14 protein-coding genes and 1 other RNA gene are annotated in these 16,122 nt (G+C 68.2%); all 15 read right to left on the bottom strand.

Annotated elements, in window-relative coordinates:
• Positions 1-26: 26 nt before the first annotated feature.
• Positions 27-905, bottom strand: coding sequence for a cell division protein FtsQ/DivIB (locus EPO55_RS03840; protein ID WP_296335107.1), 879 nt, complete (start codon positions 903-905; stop codon positions 27-29).
• Positions 902-1,834, bottom strand: coding sequence for a D-alanine--D-alanine ligase (locus EPO55_RS03845; protein WP_296335108.1), 933 nt, complete (start codon positions 1,832-1,834; stop codon positions 902-904). The genes EPO55_RS03840 and EPO55_RS03845 overlap by 4 nt, the downstream gene beginning before the upstream one ends.
• Positions 1,831-2,745: a UDP-N-acetylmuramate dehydrogenase gene (gene murB / locus EPO55_RS03850; protein ID WP_296335121.1), complete on the bottom strand. Its 915-nt coding sequence runs from the start codon at positions 2,743-2,745 to the stop codon at positions 1,831-1,833. Before murB ends, EPO55_RS03845 begins: the two co-directional genes overlap by 4 nt.
• Positions 2,745-4,214, bottom strand: a complete 1,470-nt coding sequence (gene murC, locus EPO55_RS03855; RefSeq protein ID WP_296335110.1) for a UDP-N-acetylmuramate--L-alanine ligase — start codon at positions 4,212-4,214, stop codon at positions 2,745-2,747. The genes murB and murC overlap by 1 nt, the downstream gene beginning before the upstream one ends.
• A complete protein-coding gene (gene murG / locus EPO55_RS03860) occupies positions 4,211-5,344 on the bottom strand; it encodes an undecaprenyldiphospho-muramoylpentapeptide beta-N-acetylglucosaminyltransferase (protein WP_296335112.1) in 1,134 nt (377 codons plus the stop codon). The genes murC and murG overlap by 4 nt, the downstream gene beginning before the upstream one ends.
• Entirely contained in the window at positions 5,344-6,471 is a 1,128-nt protein-coding gene (locus tag EPO55_RS03865) for a putative peptidoglycan glycosyltransferase FtsW (protein WP_296335113.1), read from the bottom strand. Before EPO55_RS03865 ends, murG begins: the two co-directional genes overlap by 1 nt.
• Entirely contained in the window at positions 6,468-7,868 is a 1,401-nt protein-coding gene (murD, locus tag EPO55_RS03870; protein ID WP_296335114.1) for a UDP-N-acetylmuramoyl-L-alanine--D-glutamate ligase, read from the bottom strand. The genes EPO55_RS03865 and murD overlap by 4 nt, the downstream gene beginning before the upstream one ends.
• A gap of 4 nt (positions 7,869-7,872) precedes the next feature.
• Positions 7,873-8,964: a phospho-N-acetylmuramoyl-pentapeptide-transferase gene (gene mraY, locus EPO55_RS03875; protein WP_296335115.1), complete on the bottom strand. Its 1,092-nt coding sequence runs from the start codon at positions 8,962-8,964 to the stop codon at positions 7,873-7,875.
• A gap of 2 nt (positions 8,965-8,966) precedes the next feature.
• The gene (gene murF, locus EPO55_RS03880) at positions 8,967-10,373 is read right to left on the bottom strand and encodes a UDP-N-acetylmuramoyl-tripeptide--D-alanyl-D-alanine ligase (protein WP_296335116.1); all 1,407 of its coding nucleotides are present in this window, start codon (positions 10,371-10,373) and stop codon (positions 8,967-8,969) included.
• Positions 10,370-11,857, bottom strand: coding sequence for a UDP-N-acetylmuramoyl-L-alanyl-D-glutamate--2,6-diaminopimelate ligase (locus EPO55_RS03885; protein ID WP_296335117.1), 1,488 nt, complete (start codon positions 11,855-11,857; stop codon positions 10,370-10,372). The genes murF and EPO55_RS03885 overlap by 4 nt, the downstream gene beginning before the upstream one ends.
• A gap of 4 nt (positions 11,858-11,861) precedes the next feature.
• The gene (locus EPO55_RS03890) at positions 11,862-13,724 is read right to left on the bottom strand and encodes a penicillin-binding protein 2 (RefSeq protein WP_296335118.1); all 1,863 of its coding nucleotides are present in this window, start codon (positions 13,722-13,724) and stop codon (positions 11,862-11,864) included.
• Positions 13,721-14,272: a cell division protein FtsL gene (gene ftsL, locus EPO55_RS03895; RefSeq protein ID WP_296335119.1), complete on the bottom strand. Its 552-nt coding sequence runs from the start codon at positions 14,270-14,272 to the stop codon at positions 13,721-13,723. The genes EPO55_RS03890 and ftsL overlap by 4 nt, the downstream gene beginning before the upstream one ends.
• On the bottom strand, positions 14,269-15,222 hold the full coding sequence (gene rsmH / locus EPO55_RS03900) for a 16S rRNA (cytosine(1402)-N(4))-methyltransferase RsmH (RefSeq protein ID WP_363718483.1): 954 nt from the start codon (positions 15,220-15,222) through the stop codon (positions 14,269-14,271). The genes ftsL and rsmH overlap by 4 nt, the downstream gene beginning before the upstream one ends.
• Positions 15,219-15,698 carry a hypothetical protein gene (locus tag EPO55_RS03905; protein ID WP_296335120.1) on the bottom strand — a complete coding sequence of 160 codons (480 nt, stop codon included), beginning with the start codon at positions 15,696-15,698 and terminating at the stop codon, positions 15,219-15,221. The genes rsmH and EPO55_RS03905 overlap by 4 nt, the downstream gene beginning before the upstream one ends.
• A 212-nt stretch (positions 15,699-15,910) precedes the next feature.
• Positions 15,911-16,122: RNase P RNA component class A (gene rnpB, locus EPO55_RS03910), an RNA gene on the bottom strand; the annotation flags it as partial.

A 16,122-nucleotide genomic window follows, 5' to 3' on the forward strand; every position in this document is an offset into this window, starting at 1 on the left:
GCGTACACTTTAGGTTTCATTGGACGTCACACCGGCCCGGATGACGCATCGCCCGGACCACGCTTCCTGAGATAGAGCTTGTCCGGCAGCCTGAGATCGACGACGCCGTACTCGCGCGACAGCAGCTTGTGCCGCTCCTCGAGCTTGGCCAGCTGCTGGAGGGCGGCGACCGCGTCCTCCTCGGGCAGCCAGATCTCCACGCCGTTGTTCAGCACCAAGTTCCAGCGCCGCTGGCCGACCCAGACGGCGGCGCGCAGCTGGCGGGTGAGTGCCGGCTCGTAGGCAAGCAGCAGCAGCAGTTCGCCGACATGCTCGGGAGCGCCCGCTCCGCCCAGCAACAGCAGCGACTCGGCGCCAGGCGGCATGCGGCTGGCGCGCACGGTCCGGCCGTTCCTGTCGATCAACGTGTATTCCTGGCCGTTCTGCCACAGGGCGACGGCGCGGCGTTCCCGCAGCGTCACATACAGCGTGTCCGGGAGGCGCCGTTCGACAGTGGCGCCGGCCACCCAGTCGATAGCCTCGAGGCGCTGACGGGATGCCTGGAGATCGACGCCCAGCAGCGAATCGCCCGGCTTGACGTTGAGCGCCGCCAGGATGGCGCTGCGCTCGACATAGTCGCGGCCCTCGACGGTAACATCGGCAAGCTTGAAGGGCGTGATGGCGCCGACGATGCTGCGCGAAGCCGCATCGATCCGGTTCTGGACCTCGACCAGCCAGCCCTCGCGCCACGCCCACCAGCCGCCGCCGGCACCGCCGCCCAGGAGCAGCACGGCGAGGCCGAGCAGCATGGGCTGCCGCCACAGCGGCCGGCCGGTCCGGCGGATGGGGCCGCGCTTCTTGCGGCGGTCGTAGTCGCGCCGGGGGGCCGCCGCATTGGCTGTCGCTTTCTTCGGCGCGGCACTCACGACGGGTGCCTCGCATGATCGACCATCCAGGTCATGAGGTCGGACCACGAGATGCCGGCCCACTTCGCCTGCTCCGGCGCCAGCGACAGCGGCGTCATGCCGGGCTGGGTATTGAGTTCGAGGACAACCAGGCCGGAGGTTCCCGGCTGCGAATCGTCCCAGCGCAGGTCGGTGCGGGTGAGGCCGTCGCAGCCGAGCGCCTGATGCGCCATGAGCGCCCATTCCTTGGCGAGATCGTAGATCTCGGCCGGCACCGGCGCCGGCACGAGATGCTCGGTGATGCCGTCAGTGTACTTGGCCTCGTAGTCGTAAAAGCGCGTCCGCGGGCGCAGTTCCGTCACGGCCACGGCGCGATCGCCCATCACCGCCACCGTGAGTTCGCGGCCGGGCACGAACTTCTCGATCAGCACGCGCTCACCGAAGGTGGCTTCAGCGGCCTCGACGGCAGCAAGATTATCGCCGTCGCGCACGATGTGAACGCCGACGCTGGAACCTTGGTCGATCGGCTTCACGACATAGGGCCGCGGCATCGGATCGCCTGCGGCGAGCGCCCTGCGCTCGATCACCTTGCCATCCGCGACGCGCAGGCCGAGCGACGTGAAGACGTGGCGCGCCATCGGCTTGTCCATGGCAATTGCCGAGGCCAGCACACCCGAATGGGTATAGGGCACGGCCATGATCTCGAGCACGCCCTGGACGCAGCCATCCTCGCCATAGCGGCCATGTAGGGCGTTGAAGACGACGTCAGGACCGCCCCCTGCAGCCGGCCGCAGGAATTCGACCAATGCGCGCAGGTCGCGCTTCACGTCGTATTCGATGACCTTGTGGCCACCTTCGCGCAGTCCCTCGGCGCAAGCCTTGCCACTCACCAGCGAGACCTCGCGCTCGGGCGACCAGCCGCCCATCAGGACAGCGACCGTCCTTTTCATGCGGGCACCCCGATGCGCCTGATCTCCCATTCCAACTGCACGCCGCTGTGCGCGAGGACGCGCCGGCGCACCTCCTCGCCCAGCGCCTCGATGTCGGCCGCCGTCGCCGTGCCGAGATTGATCAGGAAGTTGCAGTGCTTTTCCGAGACTTGCGCCTCGCCGACGCGCAGGCCGCGACAGCCGGCTGCGTCGATCAGTTCCCATGCCTTGTGGCCTTCGGGATTGACGAAGGTCGAGCCACCGGTGCGGCTGCGCGGCTGGGATTCGGTACGGGCAGCGTCGATCTCGGCGATGCGCCGCGCAATCGCAAGCTGGTCACCCGGCGTAGCGCGCAACCGCGCCGACGTGAAGATCCAGTCGGCCGGCGCCGTGCTGTGACGATAGCTGAAGCCCAGGTCGGCGGCGCCGACACGATGGACGGTGCCGCTGCGGTCGACCGCCTCGGCCGAGACCAGAACGTGCGAAAGTTCACCGCCATAGGCGCCACCGTTCATGGCGACGGCGCCACCGATCGTTCCGGGAATGCCGCTCAGGAATTCGAGCCCGGCCAGGGCATGGTCGCGCGCGGTCAAAGCGACGTTGAGATCGAGCGCGCCGGCCCCGCTCACCAGCTCATGGCCTTCGACAGCAATGCCGGTAAAGCCGCGCATCAGCCGGATCACCACGCCCTTCACGCCACCGTCGCGCACCAGAAGGTTCGAACCGACGCCCAGCACTGTGACCGCGACGTCGGCCGGAAGTGCTGCCAGAAACGACGCCAGATCCTCGACATCGGCCGGACGGAACAGCACCTCCGCCGGGCCGCCGGTACGGAACCAGGTCTGCGGACCGAGCGGCGCGTCGGCCACGAGCCGGCCGCGCGGCTTCGGCAGCCGGTCGATCAGGTGGGGGTGGGTGGTTGCGAGCGCCATCATGCCGCCGAGCCTGGGTCATTGGCGTTGGCGATGGCGCGCGGGCCGGCCTGCTCGGCGGCGAGTTGCTGGATCTGGCCGGGCAAGGCATGCGCCCAGGCGGTGATGTTGCCGGCGCCCAGGCAGACCACGACGTCGCCGGGCCGCGCCGCCTGCCAGATCAAAGTCGGCAGATCGCCCGGCGCACCGAGCGGCGTGACGTCGCGGTGTCCGGCGCGGCTTACCAGGCTGACCAGCATGTCGCGGTTGACGCCCTCGATCGGTGCTTCGCCTGCGGCGTAGACGTCGGCGATGATCACCGCGTCGGCATCGGTGAAGCAGGAGGCGAATTCGGCCTTGAGTGAGGCGAGCCGCGAATAGCGGTGCGGCTGCATGACGGCGATGACCCGGCCGGATCCGCCATAGGCCTGGCGGGCCGCGCGCAGGACGGCGGCAATCTCAACAGGGTGATGGCCATAGTCGTCGATGATGGTGATGCCATGCGCCTCGCCGGTCTTGGTGAAGCGCCGCTTGACGCCGGCGAAGGTGCTCAGCGCGCGGCGGATGGTGTCGTCCGACAGGCCCATCTCCTGCGCCACCGCGATCGCGGCAAGGGCGTTCTGGACGTTGTGCTGGCCGAACATCGGCAGGCGCAGGCCGCTGATGGTCCGCGATTCGTTGGTGGTGCGGTGCTCGATCGTGACATCGAAATCGGCGCCGCTGCGGTCGAGCTTCAGATTGATCGCCCGCACGTCGGCGTTGGCGCCGATGCCGTAGGTGATGATGCGCCGGTCGGCGACGCGCGGGATCAGCGCCTGGACCTCGGGATGGTCGGAGCACAGCACGGCAAAGCCGTAGAACGGGATGTTCTCGACGAAACGTACGAACGCCTCGCGCAGCGCGTCGAAGGTGCCGTAGTGATCCAGATGCTCGGGATCGACATTGGTCACGACCGCGATGGTGGCCGGCAGGCGCAGGAACGAGCCGTCCGACTCGTCCGACTCGACGACCATCCAGTCACCGGCGCCCAGCCTCGCGTTGGTGCCGTAGGCGTTGATGATGCCGCCGTTGATCACCGTGGGATCCAGTCCGCCGGTATCGAGCATGGCAGCCACCAGCGACGTCGTCGTGGTCTTGCCGTGGGTGCCGCCAACGGCGATCGACCATTTGAGGCGCATCAGCTCGCCCAGCATCTCGGCACGCCGCACGACCGGCAGGAGACGCGCACGCGCCGCCAGAACCTCGGGATTGTCCTTCTTGACCGCGCTCGAGACGACGACGACCTGGGCGCTCGAGATGTTGTCGGCACGGTGGCCGATCGCCACTTTGATACCGAGTTCGTTCAGCCGCCGCGTGTTCGCGCTCTCGGAAATGTCGCTGCCCTGCACCCGGTAGCCGAGGTTGTGCAGGACCTCGGCGATGCCGGACATGCCGATGCCGCCGATACCGACGAAGTGGATGAGACCGATATCCAGCGGCAGCGCCCTCATGCGGCGACTCCTGACGGGGAAAGAGAGAATCCGGTCATCTCGATGACCAGGTCGGCAAGACGCGCCGTCGCGTCGGGTCGCCCCGCGGCGTGAGCGGCGGCGGCCATCGCCGCCAGGCGCTGCGGCGACTCGAACAACGCGGTCAGCTGGGACGCAAGCGCGGCCTCGGTGAACGAGACATGGGGCATGACGATACAGGCGCCGGTTGCCTCGAATGCGCGCGCGTTCGCGCTCTGGTGATCGTCGGCCGCGTGGGGATAGGGAATCAGGATGGATGGCCGGCCGATGGTCGCCAGCTCGGCCACGGTCGAGGCACCGGAGCGGCCGATCACGAGGTGTGCGGCGGCCAACCGGGCCGGCAGGTCGGCGAAAAAAGGTGCCAGCTCGGCCACGACGCCGGCTGCGGCATAGCGTGCGCGCACGCGCTCGATATCTTCCGGCCGACACTGCTGCACCAGGCGGACGCGCGCGCGCAACGCCGCAGGCAACGACAGAATCGCCTCGGGAACGACCTGGCTGAACGACGCGGCGCCCTGGCTGCCGCCAAATACGAGGAGGTCGATGACGCGGCCCTCAGCCGGCGCGCGGTAGGGCGAGCTGCGCAGCGCACGCACCGGCTCACGCACCGGATTGCCGACGAGGCAGGCGCGCCGATCGTCGTCCGCAAGATATTGTGTCCGGGCGAAGGACGTCGCCACGCGCGCGGCACCTCCCAGGACGAGGCGGTTTGCCTTGCCGAGGACCGCGTTCTGCTCATGAAGCATCGCCGGCAACCTGCGCAGTCGGGCCGCGATCAAGGTCGGCACCGAGGCATAGCCACCGAAACCCACGACGGCGGACGGACCGATGCGGCCCAGTGCGCGCCAGGCGTCGAACAGACCGAGGCCGAGCGCAAAAAGCGCCGCCAGACGTCGGCGCAGCGAGCCAGTGGGGCTCGCGGAATGGATGTAGTGGATCGGCCGCCGCGACAGCGCCCCCTGCCATTGACGGCCGCGCGAATCGGTCACCAAAGCAAACGGCAGGCCGCGCGCCTCGAGTTCGCCGGCCAGCGCCTCGGCCGGGAACACGTGGCCGCCGGTGCCGCCGGTCGCCAGCACCACGGGACCCAGGGGTATGTGGGCCTCGGCCATCACACCGCCTCCCTGAGGCCGGCATGTTCGCGCGTCAGCGACAGCAACATGCCGAGACAGATCGCCATGGCCAACGCCGAGGAGCCGCCATAGGAGATGAACGGCAGCGTCATGCCCTTGGCGGGAATGAGCTGGATGGTCGAGGCCATGTTGATGGCGGCCTGCAGGCCGAACTGCACGGCAAGCCCGGTGGCCGCCAGCGTGATGAACAGGCTGGTCTCCTTCGACGCGCGCGACATCGAGCGCAGCGTCACGAAGGCGAACAGGCCCAGGATCAGCAGGCAAACGACGAGGCCGAATTCCTCGCCGGCGACGGCCATCACGAAATCGGTATGGGCATCCGGAAGCTGAGCCTTGACCGTGCCTTCGCCCGGGCCGCGCCCGAACAGCGAGCCGTTCATGAAGGCCTCGAGCGAGGTGTTGACCTGGTAGTTGTCGCCCGACGATGGGTCGAGGAAGCGGTCGAAACGGCTGCGGACGTGACTGAACATGAAGTAACTGCCGACCAGGGCACCGCCGGCGGCGACCGCACCGAAGCCGGCGATCCACATCGGCAGGCCGACGACGAAAAGCTGCGCACCCCATACCGCGGCCACGACGATGCTCATGCCGAGGTCGGGCTGCAGGATCAGCAGCGCGAGAACCGCGCCCACCAGCAGGGTCGAGAGGAAGTAGCCCGGTGCCCGGCGTTCGGTGCGGCTCTGCGCCAGCAGCCAGGCCGAGATCACCGCGAGGCTGGGCTTGGCGAATTCCGAGGGTTGCAGGCTGGAGAGGCCGGGCACGGAGATCCATCGCCGGGCGCCCTTGATCTCGACGCCGATGACGAAGGTGGCGGCCAGCAGCACCACGCTGCCGCAGAATACAAGCAGGGCGAGCCGCCGGACGTGGCGCGGCGAGGCCAGCGAAATCGCCAGCATCACCAGGAGCGCCATCGGCAGGAAGATGAACTGGCGCTTGGCGAACATGAAGGAGTCGGCACCGATGCGCTCGGCCGCCGGCGGCGACGCCGCGAGGGTCAACAGCACGCCGAAGGCCATGATCGCCAGGATCGCGCCCAGCGACCAGCGGTCGACGGTCCACCACCATTGACCGATGACACTGCGGTCGTCGCGTGGAACCTGGATCATGCCGCTTTCCCCAAACGCTGGGCACCCGGCAGCGCCCGCGCCATGGCGCGAAACGCATCACCGCGATGCTCGTAACTCTTCCACTGGTCCCACGACGCGCAGGCCGGCGAGAGCAGGACCACGGCCGGCCCTCCCCCAAGTCCCGGAACCTCACGTTGCGCGCGCACGTGCGCAGCATCGAGCGCCGACTGCAGGTCGCCGCAGCGGCTGTAGGGCAGCTTGCCCTCGAGCTGGCCGGCAAACAGGTCGGTCGCCTCACCGATCAGGAAGGCATGGCGGATGCGGTCGAAGTAGGCGGCGAGCGGCGCCACGCCACCCTCCTTCGCCTGACCGCCGAGGATCCAGTAGATGTCGCGATAGCTCGAGAGCGCCCGCGCCGTGGCGTCGGCGTTGGTCGCCTTGCTGTCGTTGACGTAGACGACATTGCCGACGGCGGCGACCCGCTCCTGGCGGTGCGGCAGGCCGGGATAGCTGCGCAGGCCCTCGACGATCTTCTCGCGCGGCACGTCGAGCCAGCGACAGGCGGCCCAGGCGCAGGCCGCGTTCTGCGCGTTGTGGTCACCCGGCAGGGTCGGCACATCGGAGAAGTCGACCGCATAACCATCAGCGTCGATCAGGCGGCCGGCGCGGAACGACACACCGCCGGCGACCGGGCGGTCGAATGCCACCGGTACGGCAGCAATGCCCGGCCGCGACGATATCCTGCCATGGACTGCGCGCGACGGTTCGTCGTCGATGCCGATCACCGCGCAGTCGCCGACTTTCTGGCGGGCGAAGATGTTCTCCTTTGCCGCGACATAGCCCGCCATGTCGCCGTGGCGGTCGATATGGTCGGGCGTGACGTTCAGCCAAACCGCGACATTGGCGCGGAAGGTTTCGAGCAGCTCGAGCTGATACGACGAGAGCTCGAGGACATAGACGTCGCCCTCGCCCAGCGGCGCAAGGTCGAGGGCGCCACGGCCGATGTTGCCGCCGACTTCGCAACGAACGCCGGCCTGGGCCAGGATGTGGCCGATCAGCGCCGTGGTCGTCGACTTGCCATTGGTCCCGGTGATGGCCACGAAGCACGCCTTGGGCGCGGCGCGGGCCAGCAGCTCGACGTCGCAGATGATCTTCTTGCCCGCCGCCCGCGCTGCCGCCGCCACGGGATGCGGTGCGGGCAGGTGGCTCGGGATTCCCGGGCTGATGATCAGGGCCGCCGTGCGCGGCCAGTCGATCGATGCCGGATCCGTCACGGACACACCGGCCGCCGCCGCGGCCGCGCGCGACGCTGCGTTGTCGTCCCAGGCGACACAGCCCACGCCCGCCGCCGTCAGCGCCCGCGCCGTCGCCAGGCCGGAGCGCGCGAGCCCCAGCACGACGAAGGACGAGCCCTTGAGGACGGCGAGATCGATCATCCGATCACCTCAGCTTCAGCGTGGCGAGGCCGGCCATCGCCAGGATGGCGGCGATGATCCAGAAGCGGAAGACGATGGTGGGCTCAGCCCACCCCTTCTGCTCGAAATGATGATGCAGCGGCGCCATGCGAAAGACGCGGCGCCCCGTCCATTTGTAGGACAGGACCTGGACGATCACCGAGACGGTCTCGAGGACGAACAGTCCGCCCACGATCGCCAGCACGATCTCGTGCTTGGTGACGACGGCCACGGCGCCCAGCGCGCCACCGATGGCGAGCGACCCCGTATCGCCCATGAACACCATTGCAGGCGGTGCGTTGAACCAGAGGAAGCCGAGCCCGGCGCCAATCAGCGCCGCCAGCAGCACCGCCAGTTCGCCCGAACGCGGGACATGATGAAGATAGAGATAGTTTGTGAGGATGATGTTGCCGACCACATAGGTGATCAGGCCGAACACCGCCGACGCCATGATAACCGGGCCGATCGCCAGACCGTCGAGCCCATCGGTCAGGTTGACCGCATTGGAGGCTCCGACCATCACGAGACCACCGAAGGCCACAAAGCCTACGATACCCAGGGGCAGCAGCACGTCCTTCAGGAACGGAAACGCCAGCATGTACCGGAGCGGTGTCGGCGAGAGTTGCGCGATGAGGTAAGTGGCAATGGCGGCAACCACGATCGACAGGGCGAGCTTTACCTTGCCCGGTACACCCTTGGAATTGCGCTTCGTCACCTTGAGGAAATCGTCCCACAGGCCGATCGCGCCGAACGCCAAGGTGACGCCGAGCACGATCCAGACGTATCGGTTGGTGAGGTCGGCCCACAGCAGCGTGGCGACGGCGAGCGTGATCAGGATCAGGAGGCCGCCCATCGTCGGCGTGCCCTTCTTGGTCATGAGGTGGCTGGCGGGCCCGTCGTCGCGGATCGGCTGACCCTGCTGCTGCTTGCTGCGCAGCCAGCGGATCAGGACGCCGCCGATCAGGAAACTCAGCACCAGCGCGGTCAGGAACGCGCCGATCGACCGGAACGTCAGGTAGCGGAACAGATTGAACGGACTGAAGACGTCCGCCAGCGGATAGAGAAGGTTATAGAACATCCCTAGCGTCCCACCTCGCCGCCGCTTGCCGCCACGATGGCGTCTACGACGATCTTCATTTTCGACCCCAGCGAACCCTTCACCGCGACCACATCGCCGGCGTGGAGCGCCGCTGCGAATTCTCCTGCCAGCGCGACCGAATCCGGCCTGTGCGCGCCACGCTGCGCCGGCGCCAGCTTCTGCCAGAGCGCCTGCATGTGCGGCCCACACAGGAACACCTGCGCGGCGCCACTCGACGCCACAGCGTCGGCAAGACCGGCGTGCAGCACATCGGCCTGCTCGCCCAACTCTCGCATGTCGCCCAGCGCCAGCATCCGCCGCCCGCCCGCCTTCGGCTCGGTCCGCGCCAGCACGGCCAGCATGGCCCGCACCGATACCGGATTGCCGTTGTAGCTCTCGTCGAGCAGCTCGATCGTGCCCGTGCCGAACTGCAGCTGGCGACGCGCGCCGCGGCCGGGCGACGCCTTCAGCTCGGCCAGTGTCGCCGCAGCCTTGGTGACATCCGCGCCGAGCGCCTCAGCGACGGCGAGCGCCGCCACACTGTTCAGCACCCAATGCTCGCCTGCCGCGCCTAGCCGATACTCGATCCGACGCCCATGGATCAAGGCGGCAACGTCGCTGCCCGAATCCTGCAGGTCACACGAGACAAGCCGCGCGGCGGCAATGTCGCTGCGACCGAAGCCAACGATGCGCGAAACGCCAAATTGACGGGCTTTCTCGACCAGTCGCGCATAGTGCCGATTGTCGCAATTGAGCACGGCCACTGCACCTTCAGCCATGCCGGCAAACAGGCAGCCCTTCTCGTCGGCGATCGCCTCCTCGCTGCCCATGTGACCGATATGAGCAGGCCCCACATTGGTCACGACGCCGACATGCGCCTCGACCTGGCGGGCGAGCGGTTCGATCTCGCCGGGATGGTTCATGCCGATCTCGAAGACGCCGTAGCGCGCCTCGCGCGGCAGGCGCGCCAGGCTGATCGGAACGCCGACGTGATTGTTGTAGCTCGCCACGCTGGCCGAGGTCGGCGCCTGGGCCGACAGCATCGCGCGCAAGGCGTCCTTGGTGCTGGTCTTGCCGACCGAGCCGGTGACGCTGGCGATGCGTGCCTTGCTGCGGCGGCGGCCGGCGCGACCGAGGTCGACCAGTGCCTTCATGGTGTCGGGCACGCGGATCAACGTGCCGCGCGCACCCTCGACGTCGCGCGAGACGACGGCTGCGGCGGCACCGCGCGCGAGCGCATCGGCCACGAAGCCGTGACCGTCAGTGGTCTCGCCACCGAGGGCAAAGAAGAGGTCGCCCTTGCCGACGGCGCGGCTGTCGAACGTCACGCCGTCCGCCTCGAAGGGTGCGACGGCCACGATCGGCGACAACGCCTTGCTCACTTCATCGGAGGTCCAGAGGGCGGTCATGTCAACGCCTTCCCAGGCCCGGAAACGCCCGCCAGCTCGCGGGCAACCTCCGCATCGTCGAAATGGTGAGTGACGCCCTTGATGGTCTGTCCCGTCTCGTGGCCCTTGCCGGCGATCAGCAACAGATCGTCGGCGCTGCCGAGGGCGGCCATGCCCGCTTCGATGGCAGCGTGACGTCCGTCGGCGGCCTCGATCCAATTCCTGCGATCGGCTGCGATGCCGCGCAGGATCTCGGCGCGAATCGCCGCGGGCTCCTCGCTGCGCGGATTATCGTCGGTGACGATCGCGAGGTCGGCAAGCCGGGTCGCGATCTCGCCCATGACCGGCCGCTTGGCGCGATCGCGATCGCCGCCGCAGCCGAACACCACGACCAGCTTGCCGCGCGCGAACGGGCGAAGCGTGCGCAACACGGTCTCCAGCGCCTCGGGCTTGTGGGCGTAATCGACATAGATCGGCGCGCCGGAGCGATGGCGCGCGACGAGCTGCAGGCGGCCGGGTGCCCCGGTGAGCTTCGCCAGCGCCGCCGCGGCCCGGGCGGGATCGCCACCGGTCGCCACGACGAGGCCGAGCGCCGCAAGCGCATTGGAGGCCTGGAAGCCGCCGACCAGCGGCAGGTCGATTTCATGGCGCGCGCCCAGAACCTCGATCGCAAGACGCTGGCCGGTCGAGGTCGGATCGTCGCGGACCAGGCGGATTTCTCGTCCCCTGGCGCCGTAGGTCCAGAAGCGAATGCCGCGACGTCGGCAGATCGCGGCCAACGCCTCGGCACGGTCGCTGTCGGCATTGACGATAGCTGTACCGCCATCCGGCAACAGGCTGTCGAACAGCCGTGCTTTGGCCGCGAAGTAGGCATCCATCGACGAATGGTAGTCGAGGTGCTCGTGCGTGAGATTGGTGAAGGCCGCCGCCGCGAGCCGGACGCCGTCGAGGCGATGCTGATCGAGGCCGTGGCTCGACGCCTCGATCGCCAGATGGGCGACACCCTCGCGGGCGAGCGTCGCCAGATCCTCGTGGAGCTGGACCGGATCGGGAGTCGTGAGGCCGGCCTCGCGCGTCAGCCCCGGCGAGACGATGCCGAGCGTGCCGACGCTCGCGGCCTTGAAGCCGAGCGCCTCCCAGATCTGGCGCACGAAATGGACGGTAGAAGACTTGCCGTTGGTGCCGGTGACGGCGACGATGGTGGCAGGCTGGAGGCCGGCGAACGCTGCCGCCATCAACGCCACACGGCGGCGCGGATTGGCATCGCGGACGACGACGATGCCGGGATCGAGCGCCGGCAACGGCGCGTCGGAAGCCGCGAGGATGGTCGTGGCGCCGCGGCCCACCGCATCGGCAACGAAAGCAGCACCATCGTGTTTCGCGCCGGGCAATGCCGCGAACAGATAGCCCGGCCGGACCTTTCGCGAATCGAGGGTCAGGCCGGCGAGAACGGGATCGCGCGGCAGCGCGGGAAGGGACGCGGTGTCATGTGCGCTGCGGCGCATGAGCTCACTCAGCCGCAACGCGACGCACTCCCGCTGCGGGTGCCGCTGCGGTCTGCGCCGTGCCGGGCCGCGCCGGCAAGGCTTTGCGTTGCTCGGAGCCGCGATGACGCGCATTCGCCGGCACGAACTGCGGCGGCACCACCGGTGCAGGCACCGGCGTCGAGGCGATCTCGAGGGGCGGCAGACCCTCCTTGAGGTCGCCCGGCAGGACGCCATACAACGACACGATGCCTTCGATGATGTTCTTGACCGACGGCGCGGCCACCCAGCCGGCCGTGGCGTAGCCGCCGGTTTCCGGAAGCCCCTTGGGCTCGTCGAGCGAGACGAGAATGACGAATTTCGGATCGTTCATGGGAAACATGCCAACGTACGAACTGATCAGGGCTTTTTGGCGGTAGCCGCCGCGGGCCGGCTTCTCCGCGGTACCGGTCTTGCCGCCAACCTCATATCCCACGACGTTCGAGTTCTTGCCCGTGCCCTCGACGACGTTCAGCCGCAGGAGTTGGCGCAGGCTGAGCGACGTCTTGGTCTGGATCACGCGCCGGCCCGGGTCGCTCGCCGCGGTCCGCTTCACAAGGCTGGGCTGATAAAGGATGCCGCCGTTCACCACGGCCGCCGACCCTGTCGCCAGGTGCAGCGGCGTCACCGAAATGCCGTGCCCGAAGGCGATGGTCATGGTGTTGATCTTCATCCAGTGCCGCGGATAGAGCGGGCTGGCCACCTCGGGCAGCTGGGTCGACAGCGGCTTCAGGAAACCGATCCTGTCGAAGAAGGCGCGCTGGGTCTCCGGCCCCATCTCGACGGCCATCTTGGCCGAGGCGATGTTGGACGAATACTTGAAGATTTCCGGCACCGACAGCGGACGCCGCTGGGCATGGTCGTCGTTGATCGTGAAGCGGTCGATCTTGATGGGTGACGAGGCGTCGAAGACGCTGCTCATCGTCACCCGGCCGGTATCGAGCGCCATAGCGGTATTGAAGATCTTGAAGGTCGATCCCTGCTCGTAGACGCCCAGGGTGGCGCGGTTGAACAGCGCCTCGTTGGTGAGGGTTTTGGTGCTGTTGGGATCGAACGTCGGCAGCGACGCCATGGCGAGGACCTCGCCATTGGTCGCGTCCATGACGATCGCGGTGGCACCGATCGCCGAGAACTTCTGGGCGGCTCGCGCGATCTCGCGCTCGACCATGCGCTGCAGGCGGAGATCGATCGACAGCTGCACGGTCTCGCCGCTCTGAAGCTGCTGGTCGAAGAAGCGCTCGACGCCGGCGAGCCCGGCGTTGTCGACGCTGGCATAGCCCATGATGTGCGCCGCGGCCGAACCCTGCGGGTAGATGCGCCGCTCCTCGGCCTGGAATTCGAGGCCGGGAATGCCGAGACGGTTGACGAGGTTGTGCTCGCGCGGGCTCAGACCGCGCTTGATCCAGACGAAGGTCTTGTCGCCCTCGAGCTTTTCCCGGACGTCGTCGTATTTCAGCTCCGGCAGGGCGCCGACGATCTTGCGCGCGGCGTCCTGGGGCTCGAGCAGCAGCCGCGGATTGACGAAGGCCGACATCACCGGGACCGACGTGGCGAGCACGGCGCCGTTGCGATCGACGATGTCGGCGCGCTCCGACTGGATCGAGCCGCCGCGCGCCGCGACACGCTGGGTCGGCTCGGCCCCGTCGCGCAGCAGCGAGACGTAGCCCATCCGCAGGCCGACGGCGACGAAGGCAATCACGAAGATCGCCGAGGCGATGACAAGACGCTGCCGTGCCGTCTCCTGGGCGTCGCCCTTGAGGCGGTCCTGCGGCGAGCCGTAACGCGCGCCGGCCGCCGCGTTTGCCGCGGCGGCCGGTTCGGGCGAGCCAGACTTGCGCCACAGCCTCACCGGCGTCCTCCATCATTTCGCGAGAGGATTTCGTCGATCGAGGCTGCGACACCCTGGGTGTCGCCTACCGGACCCGATGTAGCCGGCTCTTGGATTATGGCCGGTCGAGGGGGCGTCGTGGGTCCGGTGGAACGTGCTGAAAGGGGTGCGGAGGCCGGCGAGGGGCTGCCGGCCTCCGCTGCGACGCGACCACCACCGGGCAAAGTCGACGAGGGGACGTCGTTGCCCGTACGTGGGGGGGAAGGGAGTGGTGGATCGCGCCGCGGGGGGACAGATTCGGGTTTGAGCGAGTCGAGCCGGATGACCTGCTTGATCGAGGCCGGCTCGAGCTTGAGATATTTCTGGGCGAGCTTCTCGACGCGCTCGGCCTCGTTGAGGTGAGCCCATTCGACCCGCAGGATGTGCGTGGCCTGCTGGCTCTCCACAATCTTGTGGTTGGTGCGGTCGATCCGCTCCTCGAGGTCCTGCACCTTGTACTTCACGGTGAACAGGCCCACCGCCGTGGCGACGGCGGCAATCGACCAGAAGACGAGTCCGCGGTGGATCATGCGCGCCCCCCGGGAACGCCGAGCTTCTCGGCGACGCGCAGGCGGGCCGAGCGGGCGCGCGGATTGGCGGCCACTTCCGACGCCGTCGGCAGCACCGGCTTGCGCGTGAGGTCGCGCAGCGTAACCTCGGCTTCGACGGCGCGCGGCGGCGCGTGGCGCGACGGGCTGGGCGTGCGGCCAGCGCGGGCGCGTACGTATTCCTTGACGGCGCGGTCTTCCAGCGAATGAAACGACACCACGGCCAGGCGGCCGCCCGGCGCCAGCACGGAGTCGGCCGCGGCGAGGCCGCGCTCCAGCTCGCCCAATTCGTCGTTCACTGCGATGCGCAGCGCCTGGAAGGCCCGCGTCGCGGGGTCGCTCTCGTCCTTCGCCGAGGGACCGACGGCGCGGCGGACGATCTCCGCCAGTTCGCCGGTCGTCTCGATTCGCTTGACCTTGCGCGCCTCGACGATGGCGCGCGCGACCCGGCGGCTGCGCCGCTCCTCGCCATAGCGCCAGAAGATGTCGGCGAGCTCGGCCTCGTCGGCCTCGTTCACCAGATCCGCCGCCGATGGGCCGCGCTTTTCCATGCGCATGTCGAGGGGACCGTCACCACGGAAGGAGAAGCCGCGTTCGGCACGATCGAACTGCATCGACGAGACGCCGAGATCGAGCGCCACGCCATCGACATCGTCGACGCCTTCCGCGGACAAGAGCTCGGCCATGTCGCCGAAGCGGCCTTCGATCAGGCGCAACCGCGGCGCATAGCGCGCGGCCATTGCCTGGCCAGCGGCGATGGCGTCGGGGTCGCGGTCGATGGCGATCACCTGGCAGTCGGCGCGATCGAGCATGGCAGCGGTATAGCCGCCGGCGCCGAAGGTGCCGTCGACATAGCGGCCGCCGTCACGCGGCTGAAGTGCGTCGACCACCTCGCGCGCGAGGACGGGCACATGGCCACCGGCGCCGCTCACGCGTCGCCTCCACCGAGGCCGCGCACGAAGGCTGCCATCTTGTCGCGATCGCCGTCGCGGCGGGCCTGCCAGCGCTTGGGATTCCACATCTGGAACTTGTCGCCCTTGCCGACCAGCATGACGCCGTCGTCGACTCCGAGCGCTTGGGAGAATTCGGCCGGCATCGAGAAGCGGCCGTCCGGCTCCATGGCAATGGTGCGGGCACTGGCCGAGAGATAGCCGGCGGGATCGAAGGCCTCGTCGTCGAGCGCCACCTTGAGCGAGCCCTTGGGGCCCAGCGCCTCGACGCGAAGCCGGTCGAGCATGGCGTCGAAGCCCAGGCGCGAGTTTCCGTTCACGACGCCCGGCACGTTGGGTGAGTGGTAGAGGACGAAAGCCCCGCGGTCGTCGGCCGGCAGCTCGTCGCGGAAGGCGGCGGGCAACAAGACCCGGCCTTTTTTGTCGAGCTTGATCAGGATTTCGGACCGAAAGGCCACGACCCTGTCCCCCTAAATCCACGACAGGTGCCCCACGCCCCTGCGGTTCCCTGCTTACGGGATAGTATGGGATATCATGGGATAATCAGGGAAGCAATGTCGAAAAGCGGGATTCGGTGAGGAATCTGAAGAGCTTAGCCACAATATCTATTGTGCACTGATGGTTAAAAACCACAATAGGTTGAGAATTTGCCCTATTCGGGCAACAAATGCGGGTCAGACGGCCTGTAAGCCGGGTTCTGTCCTCGCCCCCGGCAAGCCGGGGACGATGGATGGCCATTCCTCTGGGACGTCCGTTGCCGAACGCCTCGCGCGACCGACCCGGGCGACGACGCGGAAACACCGCTGCCGGTTGCCCGGCGTGTCGCCCCTATTTGGTCTTGCTCCCGGTGGGGTTTGCCGTGCCGCTTCCGTTGCCGGTCGC

Source organism: Reyranella sp. (assembly GCF_004296935.1).
Classification (GTDB): Bacteria; Pseudomonadota; Alphaproteobacteria; order Reyranellales; family Reyranellaceae; genus Reyranella.